The organism is Martelella sp. K41-7, assembly GCF_055808365.1.
This window is the reverse complement of the sequence record NZ_CM147867.1, coordinates 3197108-3222186: the sequence shown is the minus strand read 5'-3', so window position 1 is coordinate 3222186 and position 25079 is coordinate 3197108. Positions and strand designations below refer to the sequence as shown.

The window sequence follows — 25079 nt, the reverse complement described above, 5'->3', positions numbered from 1 at the left end:
ATCCCCTGAAATCGGCGTTGGCCCGATTTGTGAATATCTGGACCAGAATTGAGTCAGAAACGTGCCGGATCAGTGTTTTTCGCAGTCGTTTTCCCGGAACCATTTTGAAAGGTAGTCCACGAACGAGCGGACCTTCGCGGGTAAGTAGCGTCTGTGCGGAAATACGGCATAAATGCCTGAATGCTGCGGCAGATATTCGTCGAAAAGCGATACGAGTTCGCCGCTATCAATAGCACGGCGTGCGACGAAATCCGGCAGCAGGGCGATGCCGAGGCCGGAAAGCGCGCCGCGCATGGTCACCATCGGCGAATTAACCTCGATCGGTCCGTGTATCGGCACACTGAACGCAGTGCCGTCTTCAGGGTTCTGAAACCGCATCGTATTGAAGGATTTGGGATTGGTGTCGATGATGACCGGGTGATTGGCCAGATCCGCCGGCTTGTCGAGCGGTGTTTCGAGACTGGCCAGAAACGCGGGCGAGGCGCAAACCCGGTTGATAGAGCTCGCAAGCTTTCGCGCGATCATCGTTGAATCCTCAAGTCGCGTGATGCGCACCGCCACATCATAACCCTCTTCAACGAGATCGACGAAGCGATCCTCGGCGACAATTTCCAGCGTCAATTCGCCATGGGCCTTGGCAAAGTCGATCAGCGCCTGGCCGGCCGGCGCGTCGACAAAGGTGCGCGGGACCGAAACGCGGAGCCTTCCGCGCAGGTCGGTATTGTTGGCACGCACGGCATCGGAAAGGTTGTCGACTTCCTGGATGATCTCGACGGCGCGGCGAAAATAGATATGCCCGGCTTCCGTCAGGGAAAACTGCCGCGTGGTCCGGTTCAGGAGCAGGGCGCCAAGATTGTCCTCGAGCTCGCGGACATATTTGGAGAGTAGTGCCTTCGAGCGTCCGGTCTTTCTGGCAGCGGCGGAAAAGCCCTCGGCTTCGACCACATCAATGAAGGCACGCATCCGCGTCAAGGTGTCCATGGCCGCTCCTGTTGGCTTGCCGGAATTTTTGTTTGAGCTTTGTCAAGCAGATAGCACGAATGCGATTGCTTGCAGCAGGATTTTGGGGTCCACCCACTTGATTTTCAAGTGCGTTTTTAATATCTCTCCGGTTGCCCAAAGTCGCGCGTGCCTGTGGGTGTCCGCCGAACCCTCGAATGGTGAGGAACTCGGTAAGGTACCTGGAATTAACCCCTCCAGTCGCTTCCCCGGCCAACCGGTTAAGCGAGGACATCTTGAAGCAACGACGGTGCGGGCCTTTCTGGTGTCTCCCGGCTTTCCAACAGCCGGGGTCCTAAAGAGGCACATACCATCATTGCCGGAAGTGCGGTCGGGATACCCCTCCAATCCAAGGCAGACAAAGCCGGACTTGTCCATTGCGGGCGGGTTCAATATTGAGCGTTCACCGCTAGCGGTCCCCGGGGTCTCCACCGGCCGGGTTCGTGAGCGGATCGATGCGCCCTTTGTCGACCCGATTTTTCGGGTCATTGCTTCGAAAGAAGAGGGTTATCATGACCACCGAACGTATCGCTGAATTCTTCAAGACCCGCCGTCCCGATGGGCCTTGCCTCGTTGTTGACCGCGAAGTCGTGCGTGACAACTACACCGCCTTCCGCCGCGCGCTGCCGAACAGTGACATCTTCTACGCCGTCAAGGCCAACCCGGCGCCGCAAATCCTCGAGCTTCTCGCCAGCCTCGGCTCCAACTTCGATTGCGCGTCCGTCGCCGAAATCGAAATGGCGCTGGAAGCCGGTGCCGGTGCCGACCGCATTTCTTATGGAAACACCATCAAGAAGGAGCGCGATGTTGCCCGCGCTTATGCGCTCGGCGTCAACCTTTTTGCTGTCGATTGCCATGAGGAAGTTGAAAAAATTGCCCGTGCCGCTCCCGGTGCGCGCGTGTTCTGCCGCGTTCTCACCGATGGCGAAGGCGCCGAATGGCCGCTGTCGCGTAAGTTCGGTTGCGTTCCGGCCATGGCCGTCGACGTGCTGGTCTATGCGCATCAGCTTGGTCTGGAAAGCTACGGCGTATCCTTCCATGTTGGTTCGCAGATGACCAAGGTCGAAGCCTGGGATGCAGCGCTTTCCGATGCAAAGCGGGTTTTCGCGCAGCTTGCCAAGCAGGGCATCCACCTGCAGATGGTCAACATGGGTGGCGGTTTTCCGACCAAGTATCTGCGCGACGTGCCGACGGCGGAAGCCTACGGCCAGGCGATCTTTGCCGCTCTGTCGCGCCACTTCGGCAACCGGCTACCGCGCACGATCATCGAGCCGGGCCGCGGCATGGTCGGCAATGCCGGCGTGATCAAGTCGGAAGTCGTGCTGATCTCGAAGAAGTCCGACAATGACAAGCATCGCTGGGTTTTCCTCGACATCGGCAAGTTCGGCGGTCTCGCCGAAACCATGGATGAAGCCATTCGTTATCCGATCCGCACCGAGCGTGATGAAGACGAGATGGAAGCTTGTGTTCTGGCTGGTCCGACCTGCGACAGCGCCGACGTGATGTATGAGCAGAACATGTACCCACTGCCGATCACGCTGACGATCGGCGACGAGGTTCTGATCGAAGGCACTGGCGCCTACACGACGACCTATGCCTCCGTCGCCTTCAACGGCTTCGAACCGCTCAAGTCCTACGTCATCTGAGAGCCTTCTTCGGATGACGGGTGTGAAGTGAGACTGCGGCCCTCCCTGCGGTCGCAGTCTCGGTAGCACGCCGGTGCGATAAACGCTGCCGGTCTTTGAGGCTGTTTTTGGGGAATTGGTCTGATGGCCCCTTTCTTTCAGGACGATACTATTGTCGCAGGCACCCCGGCTTTCACGATCTCGGAGGAAGTCGCTTTCGATGTCGTCGCGCGTGAAAACCTTCTTGATCGTGCCATGGGCGCGATGCGGAAGCGGAAGTCGTCGGAGAAGCTTCGCCGCAATCGTTTGCCGGCCGAAGGTCTGGCGCTTGTTGCTTGCGACCGCGATGGTGTGGTGATCGGCACGGTTCGGCTTTGGCATGTTGATGCCGGTGTGAATGCGTCCGGTCGCGCTGTTCCGGCTCTGCTGCTTGGCCCGCTCGCGGTCGACCCCGGCGCAAACGGCAAGGGCGTCGGCTCGGCCCTGATGCGTGCGGCGATTGCGGCTGCTGCGGCGCGCGGCCACGGTGCGATCCTGCTGGTCGGTGATCCGGAATATTATCAGCGCTTCGGCTTCTCGGCCGGCAAGGCGGAATGCCTTGTCATGCCCGGCCCGTTCGAGCGCCGCCGCTTTCTTGGTCTGGAGCTCAAGGATAGCTGGCTTGCCGGTGCAGTCGGTGTTCTCGTTGCAACGGGTGCCAGGGCACCATCGGCACGGGTCAAACCACTGCGTCGTGCGGCCTGAATCCGGGCGACAAATTCATCAGCAGATAAAAAAGGCTCTGACTCAATTTTGATGATATTTGGGACTCTGCTGACACGGTTTTCGTTGGAGAACCAATGCCATGCGCTCCCAATTTCGTCTTTCCGGTCTGATCCCAGCCGAATTTGTGGTGGAAACAACTCGCGAGGATGCCACGGCAATCGCGATCTCCGCACGTGCTGCTTCGAGCTGTAGCTCATGTCCTCAATGTGGCACGGCGTCTTATCGTGTTCATAGCCGCTACACGCGGGTGATTGGCGATCTACCGTGTTGCGGACGACGGATCGAATTGCATCTGACCGTCCGACGGTTCATTTGCGGGGTCGGCAATTGCAGTCAAAAGATTTTCGCCGAGCGGTTCGGCGATGACGTGGTCCGACCGATGGCCCGCAGGACAGCGCGTCTGGACACCTTGGTTCGCCATCTCGCGCTTGCATTGGGCGGTCGACCAGCAGCCCGACTTGCGGATCGCCTCGGATTTCCGGTGAGCAATGATACGCTGTTGCGCACCGTTCGGCGGTATGATCGCCCACCGCCAATACCACCGAGCGTCATCGGGATAGATGATTGGGCATGGCGTCGCAATCATCGGTATGGCACGATCATTTGCGATCTTGAGCGGCGAAAAACAATCGCATTATTGCCAGATCGGGAGCCGGCGACAGCCAAAGCCTGGCTGGCCCAGCAGCCCCAGATTGAAATGATCGCACGAGACCGCGGAGGCGGATATGCACAGGCTGCCGCACAGGCCCTGCCGCAGGCCGACCAGATCGCAGACCGTTGGCACCTTATGGAGAACGCCAGCCACGCCTTTCTCGACGCTGTACGCAAATCTATGCGACAGGTCCGCATGGTAATTGGCACAGCAACCGTTCACCCGAAGCTACTCACTGCCGCGGAGCGCCTGCAATACGAAGGTTATCTGCGGCGTGAGGAAGCCAATGCCGTTATACGCGGGTTCGTTGCCAACGGCGTGTCCATCAAGGAAATCGTGCGAAGAACCGGATACAGCCGAAAACTGGTCCGCAGTGTCGTCCGGGGTCAGCGTACCGACATCTTCCGGGTCCGACAAAGCTCGCTCGAGCCGTATCTGCCTTGGCTTGAAACGCAATGGGATGCCGGACTGCGAAACGGAGCTGAGCTATGGCGGCAACTTCGATTGGCTGGCTTCGACGGCAGCCTGCGGGTCGTCACCGAATGGGCAACGCGGCGTCGGCGTGCTGAAAAGGCCGAAAGCGGTCTCGGCTATGCGCCGGCCGCCCGTACGGTCGTCCGCCTGATGACGCTTGAACGGAACAACCTGACCAAGGCCCAAACGATAACGGTTGCAGCCATTGAAGAAAGTCTGCCAGACCTTGTCGAAGCCAGGGAAGTCGTTGAGGGCTTCCATGAAATGCTGCGCCACAAGTCCAAAGATGATCTGGAAGCCTGGATCGACCGTGCGACTAAAAGCCTGGTTGCCTCCTTCGCCAACGGCGTCATCCGCGATAGGGCCGCGGTCCAAAATGCGATCAGCTCAAAGTGGTCGAATGGTCAAACCGAAGGGCAGATTACCAAACTCAAACTCGTCAAACGGCAGATGTACGGACGGGGAAAACTCGATCTACTCGAGGCGCGTGTCGTCGGAGCGTCCTGATGCCATCGAGATCGCGTCAGAGCCTAAAAAGACCCTCACGGCATTGCCGTGAGGGTCTTTTGATTGGTGCCTGTTCTGCGTGTGCCGATCAGCTTGCCCGGCGGCGTTCGCTCACGGGCTGATAAGCGAGCTTTGCATGATAAGCGCAATAGGGCGTGTTTTCGGGGGACTCGCAGCCGCAGAAGTAGAAGTCGTCCTGGGTCGGGTCGCCGACCGGCCATTTGCAGGTCTGCTCGGTCAGGTCCGTCAGCGCGATCTTGCGCATGATCGGCACGACATTGTTGTTCGGCGCGGTTTTCTGCTCGGGAGCTGCTTCTGTCTCAGCAACGAATTCCTGCTTCAGCGCGGTCGCGCCTGCGGTGCGGGGCGCGCTGCTGGAAGGCGTGGATGCAGGGGCATCCGAAGGCTTGCGGCCACCGGCGCGCGCAGCAAAATTGGGAGCGCGCGGCGGGGCGGTGTTGCGTGCCGTTGCGCGGGTTGCGCTTGACGATGGTGTGCCGCCGCTCTTGGCGCGGCCGGGCAGCGCCAGACGGTGAACCTTGCCAATCACGGCGTTGCGGCTCACGCCGCCGAGCTGATTGGCGATCTGGCTCGCGCTCAACCCCTCGGACCAGAGTTGTTTGAGTTTTTCAACACGCTCGTCTGTCCAGCTCATGCGTTATCTCCGGCTGTTTGCGGGCGGAATCAGTCACCATGCTCCGGAATGTCTCCGAAACAGGAAAGTGTCGCCAATCCGGGTGATCAGATCCGCCGCCTGCAGTATTCTGTTGGTCCTAAGTTAGGCCGATGGCACTATCGTGGCAAGGTGACAGCGAATCACCTGAATCCTTTTTCGTGGTTTTCCCCAACTTGGTGTTTTTCGGATTTATAATGTGATGCGCCTGCAAAGTGCTGGGCCGCACTGCATTTGTTGACATTGGGGTTGGAGATGACAATATATGCCCAGCCGCCGCCTGAGGCGGCATTTTTAATTTCTGCAACCGCCACAGACCCAAAAGGCTGGCATCTTGTCCTTGCCGGGAGTTTAACCGCCATGTCCGGAATATCGCCGCTGTTCAACACGTTCGCCAGAATACCGCTTCGCTTCGAGCGCGGTGAAGGCGTCTGGCTTGTGAGCGACAAGGGCGAGCGATATCTTGATTTTGCCGCCGGTATTGCTGTCAATTCGCTTGGGCATGCCCATCCACATCTGGTTGCGGCGCTGCAGGACCAGGCCGAAAAGCTGTGGCACGTCTCCAACCTCTATCAGGTTCCGGGACAGGAACGGTTGGCGGAGCGGCTGACCCAAGCCACTTTCGCCGACAAGGTATTCTTCAGCAATTCCGGTGCGGAAGCGCTGGAAGCGGCGATCAAGACCGCGCGGCGTTATCATTATTCCAGGGGAAACCCTGAGAAGATCGATATCGTCACCTTTGAGGGAGCTTTCCATGGCCGGACACTGGCGACGATTGCCGCCGGCGGACAGGCGAAGTATATGGAGGGCTTCGGCCCGAAAGCGCCGGGCTTTGTTCAGATTCCCGCCGGTGACCTAGATCTCTTGAAGGAGACGGTGGGTGAGACAACGGCCGCGCTGATGATCGAACCGATCCAGGGCGAAGGCGGTGTGCGCACGGTCGACAAGGCGTTCCTTCAGGCGCTGCGTGCGCTTTGCGATGAACAAGGCCTGTTGTTGATCTTCGACGAGGTGCAGACCGGTGTCGGGCGGACCGGAACGCTGTTTGCCTATGAACAGACCGGAGTTGCGCCTGATATCATGGCGATCGCCAAGGGGATCGGCAGTGGTTTTCCCGTCGGCGCCTGCTTGGCCACCAACGAGGCGGCCTCCGCCATGGTGCCGGGCGTGCATGGCACGACATTTGGTGGCAATCCGTTGGCCATGGCTGTCGGCAATGCCGTTCTTGATGTGGTGCTGGAGGATGGCTTTCTGGCCCATGTCAGGGAAATGGGGCTGTTGTTCCGCCAGGGACTTGCCGAGATCCAGGACCGCTATCCCGATGTGATCGAGGAAATCCGTGGCGAAGGCCTGATGGTTGGCGTCAAGGCAAAGGTGCCGGCCGGTGCTCTGGTCGAGGCTATGCGCGATGAAAAGCTGCTTTCGGTTCCCGCTGGCGACAACGTCGTGCGCCTGCTGCCGCCGCTGACGGTCAGTGACGAAGAGGTCCGGGACGGTCTTGCGCGGCTTTCGCGCGCTGCGGCGAAACTGTCGGTTTCGCCCGCCCGGTCCGCATGAAGCATTAGAAAGAGTAGTTCCATGTCCTCTCCGAGACATTTTCTCGACCTCTCCGCCGTTTCGGCATCCGCGCTGCGGGACATCCTTGATGATGCGGCCACACGCAAGGTCGCGCAAAAAGCGGGTACCGCCGACAAGCCGCTTGCCGGCAAGGTGTTGGCGATGATTTTCGAAAAGCCGTCGACGCGCACCCGTGTGTCGTTTGATATCGGCATGCGTCAGCTTGGCGGTGACACGCTGGTGCTGTCCGGCAAGGACATGCAGCTTGGCCGTGCCGAGACGATCGGCGATACGGCCCGGGTGCTATCGCGTTATGTCGACGCGATCATGATCCGCACCACCGATCATTCGCGGCTTCTGGAACTGGCCGAATACGCGAGCGTGCCGGTGATCAACGGTCTGACCGATGCCACCCATCCCTGCCAGATCATGGCCGATCTGCAGACCTTCGAGGAGCATCTGGGGCCGGTGACCGGCAAGACCATCGCCTGGACCGGCGATGGCAACAACGTGCTGCATTCCTTCCTGGAAGGTGCAGGGCGGTTCAAATACAACATCAATATTGCCGTGCCTCCGGGATCGGAACCGGACAGCCGCTTTGTTGAATGGGCGCGCAGCGAGGGCGCCGAGGTGAGCTTCTTTGACGATGCCAAGGAAGCCGTTGCCGGCGTTGACTGCGTGGTGACCGATACCTGGGTTTCGATGAACCAGGAGCACAAGGCGCGCGGACACAATGTGTTCCAGCCGTTCCAGGTCAATGCCGACCTGATGGCGCGCGCCGCAGATGATGCGATCTTCATGCACTGCTTGCCGGCTCATCGCGGCGACGAAGTGACTGACGAGGTGATGGACGGGCCGCAATCGGTCGTGTTCGATGAAGCCGAGAACCGGCTTCACGCCCAGAAATCCGTAATGGCCTGGTGTCTCGGCGCAATCGACTGAGCCACCGGTCTCCCCCTTGAAACGGGGCGAAGGAGACAAATTATGCAGGATTTGAAAAAGCAACTCGGCGAGCTCGGCTTCGCCGGTGACGACATGGTTGTGCCCTTTCAGGTCGATGCGCTCGATGTGCGCGGCCGCACGGTTCAGCTCGGGCCGCTGCTCGATACCATCTTGTCGCGCCACGACTATCCCGAGCCCGTCGCGCGACTTCTGGCCGAAGTCGTGGTGCTGACGGCGCTGATCGGCACGTCGCTGAAGTTTCAGGGCAAGTTTACCGTTCAGACCAAGAGCGACGGGGCTGTCGATCTTCTGGTCGCCGATTTCTCGACGCCGGATGCGCTCAGGGGCTATGCCCGTTATGACGAAGAAGCGCTGGCTGCTGCCCTGGATGCGGGCAAGGCGGCGCCCGAAGACCTGCTCGGCAGTGGCGTTCTTGCGTTCACCATTGATCAGGGCAATTACATGCAGCCCTATCAGGGCATTGTGCAGCTTGACGGACGTTCGCTCGAAGAGATCGCTATGGGCTATTTCCGGCAGTCGGAACAGATACCGACTGCCGTCCGGCTCGGTGTCGCCCAACTGCTCGACCGCGACGATGACGGCCAGCCGCGTGAACGCTGGCGGGCCGGCGGTCTGGTCGCACAGTTTCTGCCCGAGGAGGCAGGCCGTATGCGCCAGCCCGATCTTCACGGCGGTGATGGTGATGACGGCAACTTTTCCCATGCCCCTGACGATGCGTGGACGGAGGCCCAGGCGCTGGTCGAGACCATTGATCTCGACGAGATGACCGATCCGGAAGTGGGGGCCGAGCGCCTGCTTTACCGGTTGTTTCACGAGCGCGGTGTCACGGTCTATCCGGCGCAGGAGGTCTATGACCGCTGCAGCTGCTCTCGGGAACGTATTCTGGACGTGCTCAAGGGTTTTACGGCTGAAGAGGTCGATGAAAGCGTCGAGGACGGCAACATTACGGTGACCTGCGAATTCTGCTCGACGGCCTATGTTTATACGCCTGATGAGGTCAGGAAAGCCTGAAGCTGTGAATGCTGAGTGATCGAACCGATCAGTTCACTAATTGATTGAAATGCGCCGGGCCACAGCGTATCCCTAGGGAAAACGTGAAAGGCTGACGGCGCATTTCCTGTATCCGGATTGTGTCGGCAAGAAAGTTGAAATGGTTTTTGGGAAATCGAAAAGCAGGTTTTGCCGGCGCGATGAGCCAACGCGCTGCGCGTTGCGGCGCATGGGGCGCCATGCGGCAGGGGAAGACCCGGTCAAGCGCAAGCAGATTGTGGAAGGCGCCCGGCAGGTTTTTATGAGTGTCGGCTTCGATGCTGCCAGCATGAACGATATCACCCGGGCGGCCGGTGTTTCCAAAGGCACGATCTACGTCTATTTCGAGAACAAGGGCGAGTTGTTTCAGACCATTATCCTCGAGGCCAAGCAGAAGATTTTCGAGGATCTGCGCACCACGCTGAATACCGAGGGGCCGGTCGAAGAGATACTCAAGCGCTTCTCCGTGCGCCTTGCCACCGGCATGACCTGCGAGGAAACGGTCAAGGCGATGCGGATCGCCATCGGAGTTGCCGAGCGGTTTCCCGAACTCGTGCGCTCCTTCTTCGGCGATCATCCCGGAAATCTGGTGGACACGCTGAGTGACTTTGTCGCCGCGCGCATCAGGACCGGTGAACTTGCAGCCCGTGATCCGCGTCTTGCTGCCGTTCAGCTTCTCGAGCTTTCCACCGGGCATTTGTGGAAGCAGCGCCTTTTCGGCCTGATGGATGAACCGCCGAGCGCAGTGGAAATCTCCGAAATGGCAGACAATGCCGTTGCGCTGTTCTTGAGCGGCTATTCCGTCCGTACCTGAATTCACCAGCGCTCATACCAGGGATCAGTGGCCCGCGCCGCCGGAACCTTCCTTCGGCTTGCGCACCAGAAAGATGCAGATGGTGAGGAAGGCGAACAGCGCTGTCAAAAGCACAAAGACATCGATGAAGGCAAGCAGCCAGGCCTGCTGCGAGATCATCTGTCCAAGTTGCATCAGGGCTGCCTTTTCACCGTCGAGACCGTGGCTGGAGTACAGCCCTTCCAGCGTTCCGACCCATTCCTGTGTCGTGCGGCTTGCTGCATCCACGCTTGCTGCCAGCCGGTCGTAGTGAAAATCGTCGCGGCGGCTCAACAGTGTGTTGATGACGGCAAGGCCCACTGCACCGCCAAGGTTGCGCGTCAGGTTGAACAGCCCGGAGGCGTTCTTGACGTCCTGTGGCGGCAGTGTTCCGAGCGCGATATTGGACACCGGGATCATCGAAATCATCAGCGCCACGCCGCGCCCGGCCTGCGGCCAGAATAGTTCCCAATAGTCCCATTCGGCGGTGATATGCGTCATTTGCCATGTGCAGAGCGCAAACAGCCCAAGGCCGATGCCCATCATCACGCGCGGATCGAGCTTGTTCTGCAGCATGCCGGCAAACGGCGCCGTCGCCATCATGAAGGCGCCGGTCACGAACATGGTTTCGCCGATCATCAGTGCGTCATAGCCGCGAATGCGCGCCATGTAGAGCGGGAACAGATAGACCAGACCGTAAAGCCCGACGCCGAGCGAAAACGAGAAGATCGAGCCGACGGCGAAGTTGAAATTGCCGAAGGCCTTGAGGTCCACCACCGGATAGCGGCTGGTAAAGGATCGGTAGAAGAATGAGATGCCCGAGACGATCATCACCACGAAGGCGTAGCGGATCACGTCGGCCTGGAACCAGCCTTCGATATTGCCTTCTTCGAGGAAATATTCGAGCGAGCCCAGAAACGCTGCCATTGCGATCAGGCCGATCCAGTCAAAATGCTTCATGATCGACAGGTCGGGCTTGTCGAAATCGATCAGCAGCCATGCCCCGATGGCGACCAGAATGCCGGGTATGACATTGACGAGAAACAGCCAGTGCCACGAAAACGCATCAACGAGATAACCGCCAACGGTTGGACCGATGGTCGGTGCCATTGTGGCCACCAGGCCGACAACGGGGATAACGGTCGAGCGTTTGGAGGGCGGGAAGGCGGTGAACGCCACCGCAAACACGGCCGGAACCATGCCGCCGCTCATGAACCCCTGCAGGGCCCGGAAGATGATCATCTGGTCGATCGAATTCGCCGTTGCGCACAGCGCACTGCAGGCGGTAAACGCTGCGGCCGAAACGGAGAAAACCACGCGCGTAGAGAAAATCCGCGCCAGAATGCCCGAAAGCGGGATCATGATCACTTCGGCGATCAGGTAGGAGGTCTGCACCCAGGCAATCTCGTCGGCGCTTGCGGAAATGCCGGCCTGAATGTCTGTCAGGGCCGAGGCGACGATCTGGATGTCGAGGATCGCCATGAACATGCCGAAGGCCATGATGATGAACGCCGCCCAGGTGCGGGCGCTGACATGGTCTGATGGTACCTGCGGGGTTTCCGCAGGCGCTTTCCCGCTATGTTCGTGGCTGTCGGCAATCTCTGTCATGTCTCAATTGTCCGGTGAGGAGGTGCGGGCCGGAAGGGGCAGCGGTCGCCGTTGCTCTGGTCAGTTGTTGTCGACGACGACCTTGCCGAGCGTGCCGTCTGGTGCGGTGCGGCTATCGGCTTCCGCCGTCACTGAAAGTCCGGCCTTCATATAGCCCTTGTCGAGGATCTCCTTTGGAATTGAGATATGCACCGGAATGCGCTGGACGACCTTGGTGAAGTTGCCGGTCGCGTTTTGCGGCGGCAGCAGGGCGAAGACCGCGCCCGAAGCTGGTGAGAACGACACGACCTTGCCGGTGAAATCATCTCCCTTGAAGGCATCGATGCTGACATGCACATTCTCGCCGATGCCCAGCCGGTCGAGATCGGTCTCCTTGAAATTGGCGACGATATAGAGCTCTTGTGTGGGAACCAGTGCGCCGAGGCGGGACCCGGACGAGACAAGGTCGCCAACCTGGACATTGCGGTTGCCGAAGACACCGTCGAACGGTGCCCTTATCTCGGTAAAGGAAAGGTCGCGCCGGGCAAGGTCGATCGCGAGCTGGCGTTCCTTCAGCGCTGCCTGCTGCTGGGCAAGCTCGGCTTTGGCCGTGTTGATGTTCGACCGGGCGACCTCGATCGCAGCATTGGCCGCTTCAACCTTTGCCTTGAGCTGGTCGACCTGTGACCTGGCGTCGTCAAAGGTTGCCACCGTCGCGGCACCCTTTTCCTTCAGCGTGTTGGCACGCTGAAGCGCACTTTGGCGTTTTCGATTTGCGGGTCGAGCGCATCGCGATTGGCCTGGGCCTGACTCAGTTGGGCGTTGGCGCCTGCAATCCGCGCTTCGGTCGCCTTCAGCGCCACGTTCTGGGCGTTGAGCTGAGCTTCGGCCTGGGCCAGTGCGTTCTGGTAGTCGCCGTCATCAATCTTGACCAGCAGGTCGCCCTTTTTGACCTTCTCGTTGTTTTTGACCGCAATGCTTTCGACATAGCCGGATACCTTCGGCGCAATCGTCGCGATATCGCCTTCGACATAGGCGTCATCGGTGGAAACGATGAAGCGACCCTCGGTCCACCATTCATAGCCGAACCAGCCGGCACCGGCGATGATGGCGAGGCCGATGACGGCAAAGATGAACTTGCGCGCGCCGCCCGACTTTTCCGCCGTTGCCTCGTCCTGCGCGGCCGGGCTGACCTCGTTTTCGTTGCTCATGCTGAAAGGCCTTTCCGGGCTGAACATGGGAGGGTGTTCAGCAGATAAACTGGCAAATCTAACTTCGAACTCTGGAGTTCGATTAATCGTGTGGCTAATGCGCCCCGGTCGCTGTTCTGTCAACCCGCTTGTTGTTTTCGGAACCGGGATCGAGGGAAAGACGTTGATGGCACATACGGGAATTTGCAGCTATAAAGTACTGTCTTGAACGGGATCAGGCACCGGGCTGCCCCCACGAAAGCGCCCTTGTCGTTCAAATGAGGAGAACCCGGTGACCGACCTGTTTGCACTGGCCGCCCAGCCCGAAGCCTGGGCAGCGCTTGTAACGCTGATCATCATGGAAGTCGTGCTTGGTATCGACAATCTGGTGTTCATATCCATCCTGACCAACAAACTGCCGGAGAAAAACAGACAGGCTGCGCGCCGCATCGGCCTTGGCCTTGCGCTGGTCCTGCGGTTGGTTCTCTTGGGAACCGTTGCATGGATCGTGCAGCTGACAGCGCCAGTATTTTCCGCGTTTGGTCACGGCTTTTCGTGGAAGGATATCATCCTGATCGCCGGTGGGCTGTTCCTGGTCTGGAAGGCGACCAAGGAAATCCATCACAGCGTCGATCCAGAGGAGGAACCCGGCGAAATGGTTGGCGGCGCGGTGAAGGCGAGCTTTTCAGCGGCAATCTTTCAAATCCTGCTGCTTGATCTCGTTTTCTCCATCGACAGCATCATCACCGCCGTTGGTATGACCGAGCATCTTCCGATCATGGTGATTGCGGTTGTTGTTGCTGTGACGCTGATGCTGGTCGCTTCCGGACCGCTGGCCCGTTTCATCGAGGCCAACCCCACCATCGTCATGCTGGCGCTCGCTTTCCTGCTGATGATCGGCACGACGCTAATTGCCGACGGGCTCGGTTTCCATGTTCCCAAGGGTTATGTCTATGCCGCGATGACGTTTTCCGGTCTGGTGGAAGTTCTCAATATGCTGGCACGGCGCAAGCGCCGGCGCGAGCGCGGGCCCCACGGTGAAAAGCCCGCAACGGAGGGCGCGTCGGCCGGCCATTAAGCCAGACGGCTTGACGGAAACGGTTGAATATGGCCTAAGGCAGGCCAGTACGAGCCGCCTTGACTGACGGGCCAACTGCGCCTTGCGGCTTCAGCGAGATCAAGCACTGGAAAACTCTCTCGGCCGGATATGACCGTCACCCGATCCGGCCGGCAGCATGGACGAACACGATGAGCACAACCGGCCCACGCCTTCGCATTGCGCCTTCCCCGACTGGCGAGCCGCATGTCGGCACTGCCTATACGGCGCTTTTCAACTATCTCTACGCCAAGAAGATGGGCGGCACTTTCATCCTTCGTATCGAGGATACCGATGCTTCGCGCTCGACCCCCGAATACGAGAAGAACGTGCTCGATGCGCTGAAATGGTGTGGGCTTGAATGGGATGAGGGCCCGGATGTCGGCGGCGACTACGGTCCTTATCGTCAGTCCGACCGCAAGGCGATCTACAAGCCCTTCGTCGACAAGCTCGTCGAAGATGGTCACGCCTTCCATTGCTTCTGCACGCCCGAGCGGCTGGAGCGCATGCGCGCCGGCCAGCGCGCCGAAGGCCGTGCCCCGAAATATGACGGGCTCTGCATGCATCTGAAGGCCGAAGAAGTGCAGTCGCGCATGGAGGCCGGCGAGCCAAACGTCGTGCGCATGAAGATCCCGGAAGAGGGCGCCTGCAAGTTCACCGACGGTGTTTACGGCGATGTCGAGATTCCGTGGGATGCGGTTGACATGCAGGTGCTGCTGAAAGCCGACGGTATGCCGACCTATCACATGGCCAATGTCGTGGACGACCACCTGATGAAGATCACCCATGTCGCGCGCGGCGAGGAATGGCTGGCATCGGTGCCGAAGCATATCCTGCTCTACACCTATCTGGGTCTTGAGCCGCCGCAGTTTTTCCACCTGCCGCTGATGCGCAATCCCGACAAATCCAAGCTGTCGAAGCGCAAGAACCCAACCTCGATTTCTTATTATTCCGCGCTCGGCTATCTGCCGGAAGCACTGATGAACTTCCTCGGCCTGTTCTTCATCCAGATCGCCGAAGGCGAGGAACTGATGTCGATGGACGCGTTGATCGAGAAGTTCGACGAAGACAATCTCAACAAATCCGGTGCCGTGTTCGATACGCAAAAGCTCGAATGGCTGAATGGCCGATTCCTGCGTGAAACCCTGTCGGAAGAAGACTTTATTTTGCGTGTTGCCGCTTGGGCCTCTGAAAATGCGCGCCTGAAGGAAGGCTTGAAGCTTTCGCAAAGCCGCATCACCAAACTGGGTGAGCTGCCAGCATTGATGGGCTTCCTGCTGCAATCCGATATGGTGCCGGCGCCGGAAACCTTCGCGAAGATCAAAAAGACCAATCCGGAAGAAATTCTGGAAATCCTGAAAGCTGTCCAGCCCGTGCTGGAAAAGCTGGTGGAATGGAATGCAACGACGATTGAAGACGCGCTGCGCCAATTGGCCGAAGACATGGACAAGAAGCTGCGCATCGTTGTTGCGCCGCTTTTTGTGGCAATGTCGGGTTCATCGCGCTCGCTGCCATTGTTTGACAGCATGGCAATTCTCGGCCGTGCGGTTGCGCGTCAGCGCCTGAAAAATGCCGAGGCCGTCGTGGCCAAAATGGTTGCAGAAGAGGCAGGTAAGTAAGATGAACAAGAAGACTGAAGAACAGGGCCTGTCCTCCGACGCCACAGAAGTCCGCGCCCAGAAACTGGAAATCCTGCGCGAAAAGATCGGCGACGTTTATCCAGCCCATTTTCACCGCACCATCACCAATGCGGAACTGGCAGAGAAATATGCTGATCTGGCAGACGATACTGTAACCGAGGATATCGTGACCGTTGCAGGCCGCGTCTATTCGATGCGCAATTCCGGCATGTTTGTTGATCTGCGCGATGCCTCCGGCAAGATCCAGATCTTTTCGCACAAGGACACCACGTCGGAAGAGGTGCGTGAACTATGGTCGTTGGTGGATCTTGCCGATATTGTTGGTGTTACCGGTGTGGTGCGCCGCACCAAGCGCGGTGAGCTGACGATCAACGCCCAGCAAATCACCATGCTGACCAAGTCGCTCAAGCCGATGCCTGAAAAATATCATGGGCTTGCCGATATCGAGACGCGCTACCGCCAGCGCTACCTCGACATCATGAGCAATGAGGATAGCAAGCTGCGCTTCGTTCAACGCTCGAAGATTCTCTCCGGTGTGCGTCGTTTCCTCGAGGGCGAAGGCTTCATGGAAGTCGAGACGCCGATGCTGCAGTCGATCTATGGCGGCGCGTCTGCTGATCCGTTCAAGACGCATCACAATGCGCTCGATATCGATATGTATCTCCGCATTGCGCCGGAGCTTTACCTGAAGCGGATTCTGGTTTCGGGGCTCACCGACAAGGTGTTTGAGGTCAACCGCAACTTCCGCAATGAAGGCGTTTCGACCCGGCACAATCCTGAGTTCACCATGATGGAGTGCTACTGGGCCTATGCCGATTATGAGGACATGATGGGCATTGTCGAACGCATGTTCGAAACACTCGCCATGACCCTGCATGACACCACCACAGTCAAGTTTGGCGAGATCGAGCTGAATTTCAAGGGCCCCTTCAAGCGCGTGCCCATGCCTGACGCGGTGAAGGAAGCAACGGGTATCGACTTCCTGTCGATTGCCACCGACGAGGACGCCCGCGAGGCTGCCGAGGCTGCCGGTTTCGAGGTCGAGAGCGACTGGACCTGGGGTGAATGCCTCGCCTTCATCTTCGAGGAAAAGGTCGAGGCCACGCTGATTCAGCCGTCCCACGTCACCCATTTCCCGAAGGACATTTCACCTTTTGCCAAGGAAGTGCCGGGGGAGCCGCGTCTGGTTGAGCGTTTCGAGACCTATGCCAATGGCTGGGAACTCGGCAATGCGTTTTCCGAGCTCAATGATCCGGTCGAACAGCGTCGCCGTATGGTCGAGCAGCTTGAACAGGCCCATGCCCGCGGCGAGCTTGAAAAACAGCTCGATGACGATTTTCTCAATGCCATGGACCACGGTATGCCACCGGCAGGGGGCTTGGGCATGGGGATCGATCGGATGATCATGCTTTTGACCGACGGACCGTCGATCCGCGACGTCGTCCTGTTTCCGGCCCGCCGTCAGAAGGACTGACGGCTTCTCATGTTTTTAAATGATAAAAGCCCGGACGGTTTCGCCCGGGCTTTTCTGTTTTTATGTGGCTTTAACGCACTGTTTCGCGGAGCGCGGTGTTGAGGTCAGCTCTGCTCAAAAGCGTACAATAGGCTGGCCGGTCGCGTTCAAAACGCCAGCCCTCAGACAGTGGACCGACATCGATACTGTCAAAGCCAAACTCTTCGTAGAGCCCTGCCACCAGCGCCTTTGCTTCCTGGTCATCACCGGCCAACGGAAGTGCTACGCGGTCTTTGGCTCCTTTGGGGCGGGACTTTTCGTCCAGATCGATCATGCGGATAGCGTTGAATGCCTTGACGACGCGCGCAGCCGGCAGGTGCGCCGCCAGCATTTCGCTTGTGGTCGTCGTGGCATTATCGAGGGCTTCGATATGGCCGTCGCGTTCTGGATAGTAGTTGACCGCGTCGATTGCGATTTTTCCGGCAAAAGCTGACGCGGGCAGTGTCTTGTAGGCGGAAAGAGGGATGGCGATGATGACAATCTCGCCAAAGGCAATGGCCTCATCGACCGTCCCGACCTCGCAGCCGATACCACCACTCAAGCTGAAAAGGGTATGAGGCCCGCGTGAGTTGCTGATCATGACCTGATGGCCGACTTCCATGGCTTTCGTGCCGAGAATCCGGCCGACAAAGCCCGCACCAATGATTCCTATTTTCATGACTGTTTCCCTTCAAATGAACGATGAAAGGGTTTTAATGCTCTAGTATTTGTTGATAAATACCGGACATAGATGGTCACTAACAACCCAAAGGGGATAATTGTGGATCGGCTTACCAGTATGGCCGTGTTTGTCAAAGTGGTCGATCTCGGCTCTTTCGTTGCGGCAGCCAATGAGATGGGCCTTTCGCCGCAAATGGTCTCCAAGCATGTGGTTTTTCTTGAAGACCGTCTGGGTGCGACGCTTTTGAACAGGACCACACGCAAACAAAGCTTGAGTGATATTGGTCGCGCCTATTATGAACGCTGCAAAATCATTCTCGGCGAGGCAGAGGCAGCCGAGAGCCTTGCGTCGGATATGCGTCGCCACCCGAAGGGGCTATTGCGCGTCAACGCGCCGAGGACTTTCGGATCGCTCGTTCTCGCGCCGATGGTGACGCGGTACCTCGCGCGTTTCCCTGATGTCGAGATTGATCTCGTCCTGGAGGACCGTTTTGCCGACCCTGTGGAGGAAGGGTATGAAATTGTCATACGGATCGGCAATGTCCCTGCACCGGGCCTTGTTGCTGTGCCGCTTGCCCCTTATCGACTTGTCGTTTGCGCGGCGCCCGACTATCTGGCCCGCTGCGGAGAGCCGAAGAAGCCCGCCGATCTGGTGCATCACCAGTGTCTGGTTTTTGGCCAGAGTTCTTTGTCCAGACCCAGTTGCTGGCGTTTTTATGAGGGTGGCAAAGAGACGGAAGTCAATGTTTCAGGGCGTATTCGCAGCAATGACTGGCTTACGCTGATGCGAGCCGCAGTAGAGGGCTATGGGGTCGCGCTCGGGGCTGAGTTGATCATGAGGGATGAACTGGCGGCAGGGCGGTTGGTTCGGGTTTTGGGCGGGTATGCTGTGCCGGTTCGCCCGGTCAATGCGTTTTACATTGCCGGGCGAAGGCCGACGGCCAAGGTCAGAAGTTTCCTGGATGCGATGGTTGAGGCCTTCGGCCCGGAAGCGTAGTGCCGCGCTTCACCCTTCCCAAGATGCCTATGCTTTGACGCGGTAAGCCTCGGGAATGGTGAATGTCTCATCGGCACGATAGTATCCGCCGTCCTTCACCTCTTCGATCAGAACCATTGTGTGCGGGCGTGCAGCCTCTGAAAAATACTCCGCCAGCATGTCGGTGATACGGTGACCAATTTCGGCTTTCTGCTCGCGCGTAAGCGCTGCTTCCGGTGTTTTGATGTTTACGAATGGCATTTGAATAATCCTTATGGGTTCGCAATGAAATGGACTGCGGCTAGACCAAACCGCCATTGACGCGGAGGACCTGCCCGGTGACATAGCGGGCGGCCGGGCTCACCAGAAATGAAACAACATCTGCAATATCGTCCGGTTCACCCAGACGCCCGGCCGGGATCATGCTGGTCAGGCGATCCACCAGTTCTTCGCTCTTGCCGTCGAGAAACAGTTCTGTTGCCACAGGGCCGGGGGCAACCGCATTGATGGTGATGTTGCGCGCAGCAAGCTCTTTGGCTGCGATGTGTGTCATCGTTTCAACCGCGGCCTTGGTTGCGGCATAGACGCCGTAGGCCGGCAATTTGGTGCCGACGACGCTGGTGGAAAAATTGACGATGCTTCCGCCATCTGCGAGCCGGTTTGCTGCCTCGCGGACGCCACGAAACGTGCCGCCGAAATTGATGGCGACTTCACGCTCGAAGCTCTCATCATCAAAGTCTTTGAAGGGGGCGAGATCGAGCACGCCGCCATTGTTGATGAGAATATCGGCCTTGCCGAAGTGCTCTTCGGCAGCATCGAACAGTGTTTTGATGCCTTCCGGCCTGCCGATATCGGCCTGAACTGCGATCGCTTTGCCACCGATGCCGTGGATCTTTTTAATGACCTCTTCAGCAGCTTTGGCGCTGTTCACGTAATTAACGATGACGCTTGCGCCTTCTTTTGCCAATCGTTCGGCGATCGCAGCACCGATGCCGCGTGAGGCGCCGGTGATGATTGCTGTTTTGCTTCCGGACATGTTTGTTTCCTTTCAAAGTTCGATGACCGGACAATAATTCGACCTATGATCAAAACAATTGCATGGTAATTGACATCATAATTCGACTGTGGTGAACAATCGTCATGGACAGACTGGACCGCATGCGGCTTTTTACCCGCGTCGCTGAGCGCGGCAGCTTTTCCGCTGCCGCTAGCGATCTCGACCTGGCGCGCTCTACAGCAACGGCGTCGGTCAAGGCACTTGAGGCCGATCTCGGTGTCCGGCTTCTGGAGCGCACCACGCGGCATGTCACGATGACGCTTGACGGCGAGGCTTTCTACCGCCGCGCGATTGCCATTCTTGCCGAGGTCGAGGAAGCCGAAACAGCGTTTCGGTCCGAAAGCCCTTCCGGGCTTTTGCGCATCGATGCCCACCCGCATCTGACCCGGACATTCCTGCTTCCCCATCTGCCGGCGTTTCTGGAGCGCTATCCGGGGCTCAGGCTCCATTTCGGGCAGGGGGATCGCTATGTCGATCTGGTGCGCGAGGGGGTGGACTGCGTGATCCGCGCGGGCGAACTGGAAGACAGCGGGTTGATCGCCCGCAAGCTGGGTCATCTGGATGAAATCACCTGTGCCAGCCCCGGCTATCTCATGACCCACGGCACGCCTGAAACGCCGGATGACCTCGATGGCCATCTGGCCGTCGGCTTTGTGTCCTCGCGCACGGGCGATATCATGCCACTTGAACTGATGCAGGGTGGTCGCACACGTTTCATCAAGCTGGACTGGCGGCTGACGGCCAATGATTCCGGGACCGCGCTCGAGCTTGGCCGGCTCGGCTTCGGTCTGGTGCAGGCGCCGCGCTATCATTTCGAAGCAGATATCAAAGCCGGGCGGATGGTCGAGGTGCTGCCCGGCTTTCCGCCGCCGCCGACCCCGCTTTCTGCGCTCTATCCGCAAAACCGCCAGACCGCGCCGCGTCTTCGGGTCTTCCTCGACTGGATCGGCGCGATTTTCGGTGGCGGCAAGGTCTAAGAGCCGTTTAGATCGGCATTAAAAATCCGTCAGCTTCCTTGTGCCGGGCGATGCCGGTTCCCACATGAAAGTAAGATAATGATGGGAGGCAGACATGGCTCAGTTGAAAGATAAAATCGCCATCATCACCGGCGGATCAGGCGGCATCGGCATCGCAACAGCAAAGCGGATGACGGCCGAGGGAGCTCGGGTGTTGTTGGTCGATATCGATGAGAATGCGCTGAAGGATGCAGTTGCCGAACTCGGACATGACAAGGCGGCCTATGCCGTCGCCGACGTTACCGATCCTGACCAGACAAAGGCCTATGTCGCAGCGGCTGTCGAAAAATTCGGCAAGCTCGATATTCTCGTCGCCAATGCCGGCATCGAAGGCGTGGTCAAGCCGATCGCTGACTATCCTGTCGAGATGTTCGACAAGGTCATTGCGGTCAATGTGCGCGGTGTATTTCTTGGGCTGAAGTTTGCCATGCCTGAACTGAAGAAGACCAAAGGCAATGTGGTGATCATGTCGTCGGTTGCAGGCCTCGGCGGCACGCCCGATGTCTCGGCCTATATCACCTCGAAACATGCGCTTGTCGGGTTGATGCGCACGGCAGCGCTCGAGGGCGCGCGTGATGGCATCAGGGTCAATTCGATCCATCCTTCGCCGGTCGAAACCCGGATGATGCGTTCGCTGGAAGAGGGGTTCGCCCCTGGACAGGGCGGCGAGGCCAAGAAGGGTTTTGCGGCCAGCATTCCGCTTCAGCGCTATGCCGAGCCCGACGAGATCGCGGATGCGGTGGTCTATCTGACCAGCGACAAGGCCAGATTCGTGACCGGTGTCCGCCTGCCCGTCGACGGCGGCATGACGGCCGATTGAACAAAGAGCTCTCTCCCGCGGCGTTTCAGTCGTGAGACCGCCCGGCCTGGACCAACAGGCCGGGCTTTTTCATGGCCGGTGCCGGTCGAGTTCGGCAAGCGTCGGCTCCGCATCGACAAGCCGCCGGGTATAGGCCTCATGCGGGTTGTCGAGCACATCGCGCACAATGCCCTCCTCGACGATCTGGCCGCCGCGCATCACCGCAACCCGGTCACAGATCTCGTCAACCACGGCGATATTGTGGGTGATCAGCAGGATCGAAACGCCGTGGTCCGCGCGCATGGTGAGAAGAAGCTTCAGGATTTGGGCCTGGACGGTGACATCAAGCGCCGATGTCGGTTCGTCGGCGACCAGCAGTTTCGGCCGTGTGATCAGCGCGCGGGCAATGGCGATGCGCTGGCGCTGGCCGCCGGAAAACTGATGCGGATAGCGGTCGATATCGCTGGGCTTCATGCCGACCTCTTCCAGAAGGGCCGCGATCCGCTCCCGCCTCGCTTTGCCGCGCGGCGCATTCTCTTCCAGATGCAGCGGCTCGCCGATGATCCGGCCGACGTTATGGCGCGGATCGAGCGAGCCATAAGGATCCTGAAACACCATCTGGAAATGGCGGCGCATGCGCCGGAGCTGCCGGTCGGAAATGGCTGTGATCTGACGGTTCTCGAAAAACACCGTGCCGGACGTTGGCTTGTCGAGCGCCGTAATCAGGCGGGCGAGGGTGGATTTCCCCGACCCGCTTTCACCGACAATGCCCAGGATCTCTCCGGCCTGAAGGCTGATCGAAACGTTATCAAGGGCGGCAGGGGCATCGGCGTGATAGCGGCGGGTGAGGTTTTCGATGCGCAGAAGGGCTGTCATGACGCTTCACCCAGGCCGGCGCGCACCCGATGGGGCAGTGATGACAGCAAGCGCCTGGTATAGTCATGGGACGGACGGCGGATAACATCTTCCGCCGCACCGGTCTCCATCAGCCGGCCGTCATGCATCACCGTGACACGGTCCGCCATGCGGGCGATGACCCCGATGTCGTGGGAGATCAGCATCAGTCCGATGCCGAGCTCGCCGACCAGGCTTTTGAGGATGTCGAGGATTTCCGCCTGAACCGTGACGTCGAGCGCGGTCGTCGGCTCGTCGGCGATCAGAAGGTCCGGCTTCAGCGCCAGCGCGATCGCGATGCCGACGCGCTGGCGCTCACCGCCGGACAGTTCATGCGGATAGGAATTTATTCTGGTGCCTGCGCGGGCGATCCTGACCATCTCCATCAGGCGCATGGCCTCGTGCCTTGCCTTTGTCCGGCCAGCCGGGCGATGGAGGTGGAAGGTTTCGGCGATCTGGTTGCCGATGGTCATGGCTGGATTGAGCGCCGTCATCGGCTCCTGAAAGATCATGCCGATGCGGGCGCCACGGATCCGGCTCATCTGCCGTTCGGACAGCGCGAGCAGGTTCTCGCCGTCAAGGCGGAGCGCGCCGGTGGCCTTCGCCGTTGCGGGCAACAGCCCGATGGTGGCAAGTGCGAGCATCGATTTCCCCGACCCGCTTTCGCCGACGATGCCCAGTGTCTCACTACGCGCGAGTGCAAGATCGATACCATGGAGCACTGTGCGGTTTGCGCCGCCGGTATCGAAACCGACAGTCAGGTTTTCGATCTCAAGCATCATCGGCGCTCTCTCCTGCGCGGATCGGTGAGGTGGCTGAGACCGTCGCCCAGAAGATTAAGGCCGAGAACCGCAAGGCAGATCGCAAGGCCCGGCGCGAGCACCATATGCGGGGCGGCTGCAAGGTAGGTCTGCGCCTCTGCCAGCATCCTGCCCCATGATGGTGTCGGCGGGGCGACGCCAAGTCCGAGAAAGGAAAGACCCGCTTCCGTCAGGATCGCAAGACCTGTCTGGATCGCAAACTGCACGATGATCTGCGAGCCGATGTTGGGCAGGACATGTTCGAGCGTGATCCGGGGAGCGGATTTGCCGGCCATGCGGGCGGCAAGAATATAGTCGCGCGCCCAGACCTGAAGGGCGGCGCCCCGTGTCACCCGTGCAAACACCGGCACCATGAACAGTGCGATCGCGGTGATGGTGGTTGCCGGCCCGCCGCCGAGGACAGCGGCAAGCAGCAGTGCGGACAGCACCGGCGGAAACGCGAAGATCACATCGTTGACGCGCATGGTCAGCGTTTCGAAATGCCCGCGCGATGCCGCGGCCGCCGTGCCCGCCAGTGTGCCGATCGTGCCGCCGATGAAAACGCCGGAAAAGGCGGTGCCGAGCGAGACCCATGCGCCCGCCATGATCATCGAGGCCTCATCGCGTCCGAAATGATCGGCGCCCAGAAACCCGCCCGGGCCGGGCGGTTTCAGCCGGGCGGGAATGTTGATCATCGTCGGGTCCACGGGGGTCCAGAACCGGCTGGTAATCGCCGCTGCGACGAAAAGCGCGGTGATCGTGCCGCCGATCAGAAGCGAGAGGGGCAGCCGCTTCATCGCTTCAACCTAGGATCGATCACGGCGTAAAGCGCGTCAACTGCGAAGTTGAGCCCCATGACGATGGCGGCGAAGAACAGGGCGACATTCTGCACCACGATCAGGTCACGCTGGGCAAGCGCCTGATAGGCAAGCGTTCCCATGCCCGGCAGGGTGAACACATTTTCGACCAGCACCGTTCCAGCGATCAGGACCGAAATCTGCAGGCCGAGCATGGTTACGACCGGGATCAGCGCGTTCGGCACAACATGGTGCCAGAGCGCGTAAGCCGGCGTTGCCCCCTTGGCGCGAGCGGTGCGCACGAAATCTTCATTTGCGATTTCGATGACGGCGGTGCGGGTTACCCGCGTCAGCACCGCCGCCTGTGGAATGGCGAGGGCTATGGCCGGCAGCACAAGGGCGTTGAGGCCGGGCATGAGCCCGCTATCCCAGCCAGGAAAGCCGCCTGCGGGAAACCAGCCAAAGGTGAGCGCCACGCCGAGGATCAACAAAAGCCCGATCCAGAAATTGGGGACCGCAATACCGATCTGGGCAAACAGAGATGCAAACAGATCAACCGGGCCGTTGGGCCGCGCTGCGGCCAGGACACCAAGCGGTAGCGAGATCGCCACCGAGAGGAAAATCGCAAGACCGGCAAGCGGCAGGGTGACGGCGAGCCGTTCCGCGATCAGCGTGCCGACCGGTGTGGCATAGGTATAGGAGTTGCCGAGGTCGCCCGTCAGGAGGCCTGTCAGCCAGTCGAAATAGCGGATAAGAAATGGCTGGTCGAGGCCAAGCTGGTGACGCAGGGCGGCGAGCGTATCGGGGGCGGCCGACGTGCCGAGCATGATCTCCGCCGGGTCGCCCGGTACTGCTGCCATCACCGCGAAGATGACGAAGGAGACGGCCAAAAGGCTTGCCAGCAGAAAAGCAAAGCGGCGCGCCAGCCGTGCCGGCGCCCCGTTTCTGCTAGCCTCAAAAGGTCCGGCTTGCGCCAAG

26 protein-coding genes are annotated in these 25079 nt (G+C 59.4%); 13 read left to right on the top strand and 13 right to left on the bottom strand.

Annotated elements, in window-relative coordinates; genetic code table 11:
• Positions 1-69: 69 nt before the first annotated feature.
• Positions 70-981: a LysR family transcriptional regulator gene (locus AC0L7L_RS15295; protein ID WP_473509904.1), complete on the bottom strand. Its 912-nt coding sequence runs from the start codon at positions 979-981 to the stop codon at positions 70-72.
• Positions 982-1511: 530 nt separating this feature from the next.
• Here AC0L7L_RS15295 and odc2 point away from each other — a divergent pair.
• From odc2 to AC0L7L_RS15280, 3 genes are all read left to right on the top strand, one after another.
• Positions 1512-2645, top strand: a complete 1134-nt coding sequence (gene odc2 / locus AC0L7L_RS15290) for an ornithine/lysine decarboxylase (protein ID WP_473509902.1) — start codon at positions 1512-1514, stop codon at positions 2643-2645.
• Positions 2646-2768: 123 nt separating this feature from the next.
• Entirely contained in the window at positions 2769-3368 is a 600-nt protein-coding gene (locus tag AC0L7L_RS15285) for a GNAT family N-acetyltransferase (RefSeq protein ID WP_272212879.1), read from the top strand.
• Between the two features lie 100 nt (positions 3369-3468).
• Entirely contained in the window at positions 3469-5022 is a 1554-nt protein-coding gene (locus tag AC0L7L_RS15280) for an ISL3 family transposase (protein WP_272212878.1), read from the top strand.
• 88 nt (positions 5023-5110) lie between these two features.
• Here AC0L7L_RS15280 and AC0L7L_RS15275 read toward each other — a convergent pair whose 3' ends face one another.
• Both AC0L7L_RS15275 and AC0L7L_RS15270 read right to left on the bottom strand, forming a co-directional pair.
• The gene (locus tag AC0L7L_RS15275) at positions 5111-5677 is read right to left on the bottom strand and encodes a GcrA family cell cycle regulator (RefSeq protein ID WP_473509899.1); all 567 of its coding nucleotides are present in this window, start codon (positions 5675-5677) and stop codon (positions 5111-5113) included.
• A 161-nt stretch (positions 5678-5838) separates the two neighbouring features.
• On the bottom strand, positions 5839-6057 hold the full coding sequence (locus AC0L7L_RS15270; protein ID WP_272212877.1) for a hypothetical protein: 219 nt from the start codon (positions 6055-6057) through the stop codon (positions 5839-5841).
• Here AC0L7L_RS15270 and AC0L7L_RS15265 point away from each other — a divergent pair.
• From AC0L7L_RS15265 to AC0L7L_RS15250, 4 genes are all read left to right on the top strand, one after another.
• Positions 6056-7252, top strand: coding sequence for an aspartate aminotransferase family protein (locus AC0L7L_RS15265; RefSeq protein WP_272212876.1), 1197 nt, complete (start codon positions 6056-6058; stop codon positions 7250-7252). The two genes, AC0L7L_RS15270 and AC0L7L_RS15265, sit on opposite strands and share 2 nt — an antisense overlap.
• Positions 7253-7273: 21 nt before the next feature.
• The gene (argF, locus tag AC0L7L_RS15260; RefSeq protein WP_473509897.1) at positions 7274-8194 is read left to right on the top strand and encodes an ornithine carbamoyltransferase; all 921 of its coding nucleotides are present in this window, start codon (positions 7274-7276) and stop codon (positions 8192-8194) included.
• 42 nt (positions 8195-8236) lie between these two features.
• Complete coding sequence (locus tag AC0L7L_RS15255) at positions 8237-9226, top strand: Hsp33 family molecular chaperone (RefSeq protein ID WP_272212874.1); 990 nt, start codon at positions 8237-8239, stop codon at positions 9224-9226.
• Positions 9227-9365: 139 nt separating this feature from the next.
• Complete coding sequence (locus AC0L7L_RS15250) at positions 9366-10058, top strand: TetR/AcrR family transcriptional regulator (RefSeq protein ID WP_272212873.1); 693 nt, start codon at positions 9366-9368, stop codon at positions 10056-10058.
• A 24-nt stretch (positions 10059-10082) separates the two neighbouring features.
• Here AC0L7L_RS15250 and AC0L7L_RS15245 read toward each other — a convergent pair whose 3' ends face one another.
• Genes AC0L7L_RS15245 through AC0L7L_RS15235 form a run of 3 tightly spaced genes read right to left on the bottom strand, consistent with a single transcriptional unit; the run spans position 10083 to position 12874 of the window.
• Entirely contained in the window at positions 10083-11684 is a 1602-nt protein-coding gene (locus AC0L7L_RS15245; protein WP_272212872.1) for a DHA2 family efflux MFS transporter permease subunit, read from the bottom strand.
• A 60-nt stretch (positions 11685-11744) separates the two neighbouring features.
• Positions 11745-12374 (bottom strand): HlyD family secretion protein, encoded by a 630-nt coding sequence (locus AC0L7L_RS15240; RefSeq protein ID WP_272212871.1) that lies wholly within the window; start codon positions 12372-12374, stop codon positions 11745-11747.
• Positions 12375-12394: 20 nt separating this feature from the next.
• The gene (locus AC0L7L_RS15235; RefSeq protein WP_473509893.1) at positions 12395-12874 is read right to left on the bottom strand and encodes an HlyD family secretion protein; all 480 of its coding nucleotides are present in this window, start codon (positions 12872-12874) and stop codon (positions 12395-12397) included.
• 271 nt (positions 12875-13145) lie between these two features.
• On the opposite strand from AC0L7L_RS15235, the gene AC0L7L_RS15230 reads away from it, so the two are divergent.
• The 3 genes from AC0L7L_RS15230 to lysS all read left to right on the top strand — a co-directional run bounded on the left by AC0L7L_RS15230 (position 13146) and on the right by lysS (position 17063).
• On the top strand, positions 13146-13931 hold the full coding sequence (locus AC0L7L_RS15230; protein ID WP_272212869.1) for a TerC family protein: 786 nt from the start codon (positions 13146-13148) through the stop codon (positions 13929-13931).
• A 170-nt stretch (positions 13932-14101) separates the two neighbouring features.
• Positions 14102-15568 (top strand): glutamate--tRNA ligase, encoded by a 1467-nt coding sequence (gene gltX, locus AC0L7L_RS15225; RefSeq protein ID WP_473509889.1) that lies wholly within the window; start codon positions 14102-14104, stop codon positions 15566-15568.
• A gap of 1 nt (position 15569) precedes the next feature.
• The gene (gene lysS, locus AC0L7L_RS15220) at positions 15570-17063 is read left to right on the top strand and encodes a lysine--tRNA ligase (protein WP_473509887.1); all 1494 of its coding nucleotides are present in this window, start codon (positions 15570-15572) and stop codon (positions 17061-17063) included.
• A 70-nt stretch (positions 17064-17133) separates the two neighbouring features.
• On the opposite strand, the gene AC0L7L_RS15215 is transcribed toward lysS, so the two are convergent.
• Entirely contained in the window at positions 17134-17760 is a 627-nt protein-coding gene (locus AC0L7L_RS15215) for an NADPH-dependent F420 reductase (RefSeq protein ID WP_272212864.1), read from the bottom strand.
• 102 nt (positions 17761-17862) lie between these two features.
• Between AC0L7L_RS15215 and AC0L7L_RS15210 the strand changes: the two genes are divergently transcribed.
• Complete coding sequence (locus AC0L7L_RS15210) at positions 17863-18759, top strand: LysR family transcriptional regulator (protein ID WP_272212863.1); 897 nt, start codon at positions 17863-17865, stop codon at positions 18757-18759.
• Between the two features lie 27 nt (positions 18760-18786).
• On the opposite strand, the gene AC0L7L_RS15205 is transcribed toward AC0L7L_RS15210, so the two are convergent.
• The gene (locus AC0L7L_RS15205) at positions 18787-18999 is read right to left on the bottom strand and encodes a tautomerase family protein (protein WP_272212862.1); all 213 of its coding nucleotides are present in this window, start codon (positions 18997-18999) and stop codon (positions 18787-18789) included.
• A 40-nt stretch (positions 19000-19039) separates the two neighbouring features.
• Positions 19040-19774 carry an SDR family oxidoreductase gene (locus tag AC0L7L_RS15200; protein ID WP_473509883.1) on the bottom strand — a complete coding sequence of 245 codons (735 nt, stop codon included), beginning with the start codon at positions 19772-19774 and terminating at the stop codon, positions 19040-19042.
• 104 nt (positions 19775-19878) lie between these two features.
• Between AC0L7L_RS15200 and AC0L7L_RS15195 the strand changes: the two genes are divergently transcribed.
• Together AC0L7L_RS15195 and AC0L7L_RS15190 are read left to right on the top strand one after the other, a co-directional pair.
• The gene (locus AC0L7L_RS15195) at positions 19879-20772 is read left to right on the top strand and encodes a LysR family transcriptional regulator (protein WP_473509881.1); all 894 of its coding nucleotides are present in this window, start codon (positions 19879-19881) and stop codon (positions 20770-20772) included.
• 94 nt (positions 20773-20866) lie between these two features.
• On the top strand, positions 20867-21631 hold the full coding sequence (locus tag AC0L7L_RS15190; RefSeq protein ID WP_272212859.1) for an SDR family NAD(P)-dependent oxidoreductase: 765 nt from the start codon (positions 20867-20869) through the stop codon (positions 21629-21631).
• Positions 21632-21700: 69 nt separating this feature from the next.
• Here the strand turns inward: AC0L7L_RS15190 and AC0L7L_RS15185 are convergent, their stop codons facing one another.
• Genes AC0L7L_RS15185 through AC0L7L_RS15170 form a run of 4 tightly spaced genes read right to left on the bottom strand, consistent with a single transcriptional unit; the run spans position 21701 to position 25078 of the window.
• Positions 21701-22486, bottom strand: a complete 786-nt coding sequence (locus AC0L7L_RS15185) for an ABC transporter ATP-binding protein (protein ID WP_272212858.1) — start codon at positions 22484-22486, stop codon at positions 21701-21703.
• Positions 22483-23286 (bottom strand): ATP-binding cassette domain-containing protein, encoded by an 804-nt coding sequence (locus tag AC0L7L_RS15180; protein ID WP_473509877.1) that lies wholly within the window; start codon positions 23284-23286, stop codon positions 22483-22485. Before AC0L7L_RS15180 ends, AC0L7L_RS15185 begins: the two co-directional genes overlap by 4 nt.
• Positions 23283-24101, bottom strand: coding sequence for an ABC transporter permease (locus AC0L7L_RS15175; RefSeq protein WP_473509875.1), 819 nt, complete (start codon positions 24099-24101; stop codon positions 23283-23285). Before AC0L7L_RS15175 ends, AC0L7L_RS15180 begins: the two co-directional genes overlap by 4 nt.
• Positions 24098-25078: an ABC transporter permease gene (locus tag AC0L7L_RS15170; protein WP_473509873.1), complete on the bottom strand. Its 981-nt coding sequence runs from the start codon at positions 25076-25078 to the stop codon at positions 24098-24100. Before AC0L7L_RS15170 ends, AC0L7L_RS15175 begins: the two co-directional genes overlap by 4 nt.
• Position 25079 lies beyond the last annotated feature (1 nt).

Excerpts from the sequence above, each read along its gene's own strand:
- AC0L7L_RS15270 (WP_272212877.1), bottom strand. The coding sequence starts at position 6,057 with ATGGCGGTTAAACTCCCGGCAAGGACAAGATGCCAGCCTTTTGGGTCT.
- AC0L7L_RS15235 (WP_473509893.1), bottom strand. The coding sequence starts at position 12,874 with ATGAGCAACGAAAACGAGGTCAGCCCGGCCGCGCAGGACGAGGCAACG.
- AC0L7L_RS15200 (WP_473509883.1), bottom strand. The coding sequence starts at position 19,774 with ATGTCCGGAAGCAAAACAGCAATCATCACCGGCGCCTCACGCGGCATC.
- AC0L7L_RS15245 (WP_272212872.1), bottom strand. The coding sequence starts at position 11,684 with ATGACAGAGATTGCCGACAGCCACGAACATAGCGGGAAAGCGCCTGCG.
- gltX (WP_473509889.1), top strand. The coding sequence starts at position 14,102 with ATGAGCACAACCGGCCCACGCCTTCGCATTGCGCCTTCCCCGACTGGC.
- AC0L7L_RS15180 (WP_473509877.1), bottom strand. The coding sequence starts at position 23,286 with ATGATGCTTGAGATCGAAAACCTGACTGTCGGTTTCGATACCGGCGGC.
- AC0L7L_RS15295 (WP_473509904.1), bottom strand. The coding sequence starts at position 981 with ATGGACACCTTGACGCGGATGCGTGCCTTCATTGATGTGGTCGAAGCC.
- lysS (WP_473509887.1), top strand. The coding sequence starts at position 15,570 with ATGAACAAGAAGACTGAAGAACAGGGCCTGTCCTCCGACGCCACAGAA.
- AC0L7L_RS15265 (WP_272212876.1), top strand. The coding sequence starts at position 6,056 with ATGTCCGGAATATCGCCGCTGTTCAACACGTTCGCCAGAATACCGCTT.
- AC0L7L_RS15215 (WP_272212864.1), bottom strand. The coding sequence starts at position 17,760 with ATGAAAATAGGAATCATTGGTGCGGGCTTTGTCGGCCGGATTCTCGGC.
- AC0L7L_RS15205 (WP_272212862.1), bottom strand. The coding sequence starts at position 18,999 with ATGCCATTCGTAAACATCAAAACACCGGAAGCAGCGCTTACGCGCGAG.
- AC0L7L_RS15195 (WP_473509881.1), top strand. The coding sequence starts at position 19,879 with ATGGACAGACTGGACCGCATGCGGCTTTTTACCCGCGTCGCTGAGCGC.
- odc2 (WP_473509902.1), top strand. The coding sequence starts at position 1,512 with ATGACCACCGAACGTATCGCTGAATTCTTCAAGACCCGCCGTCCCGAT.
- AC0L7L_RS15280 (WP_272212878.1), top strand. The coding sequence starts at position 3,469 with ATGCGCTCCCAATTTCGTCTTTCCGGTCTGATCCCAGCCGAATTTGTG.
- AC0L7L_RS15285 (WP_272212879.1), top strand. The coding sequence starts at position 2,769 with ATGGCCCCTTTCTTTCAGGACGATACTATTGTCGCAGGCACCCCGGCT.
- AC0L7L_RS15275 (WP_473509899.1), bottom strand. The coding sequence starts at position 5,677 with ATGAGCTGGACAGACGAGCGTGTTGAAAAACTCAAACAACTCTGGTCC.
- AC0L7L_RS15255 (WP_272212874.1), top strand. The coding sequence starts at position 8,237 with ATGCAGGATTTGAAAAAGCAACTCGGCGAGCTCGGCTTCGCCGGTGAC.
- AC0L7L_RS15175 (WP_473509875.1), bottom strand. The coding sequence starts at position 24,101 with ATGAAGCGGCTGCCCCTCTCGCTTCTGATCGGCGGCACGATCACCGCG.
- AC0L7L_RS15185 (WP_272212858.1), bottom strand. The coding sequence starts at position 22,486 with ATGACAGCCCTTCTGCGCATCGAAAACCTCACCCGCCGCTATCACGCC.
- argF (WP_473509897.1), top strand. The coding sequence starts at position 7,274 with ATGTCCTCTCCGAGACATTTTCTCGACCTCTCCGCCGTTTCGGCATCC.
- AC0L7L_RS15250 (WP_272212873.1), top strand. The coding sequence starts at position 9,366 with ATGGTTTTTGGGAAATCGAAAAGCAGGTTTTGCCGGCGCGATGAGCCA.
- AC0L7L_RS15190 (WP_272212859.1), top strand. The coding sequence starts at position 20,867 with ATGGCTCAGTTGAAAGATAAAATCGCCATCATCACCGGCGGATCAGGC.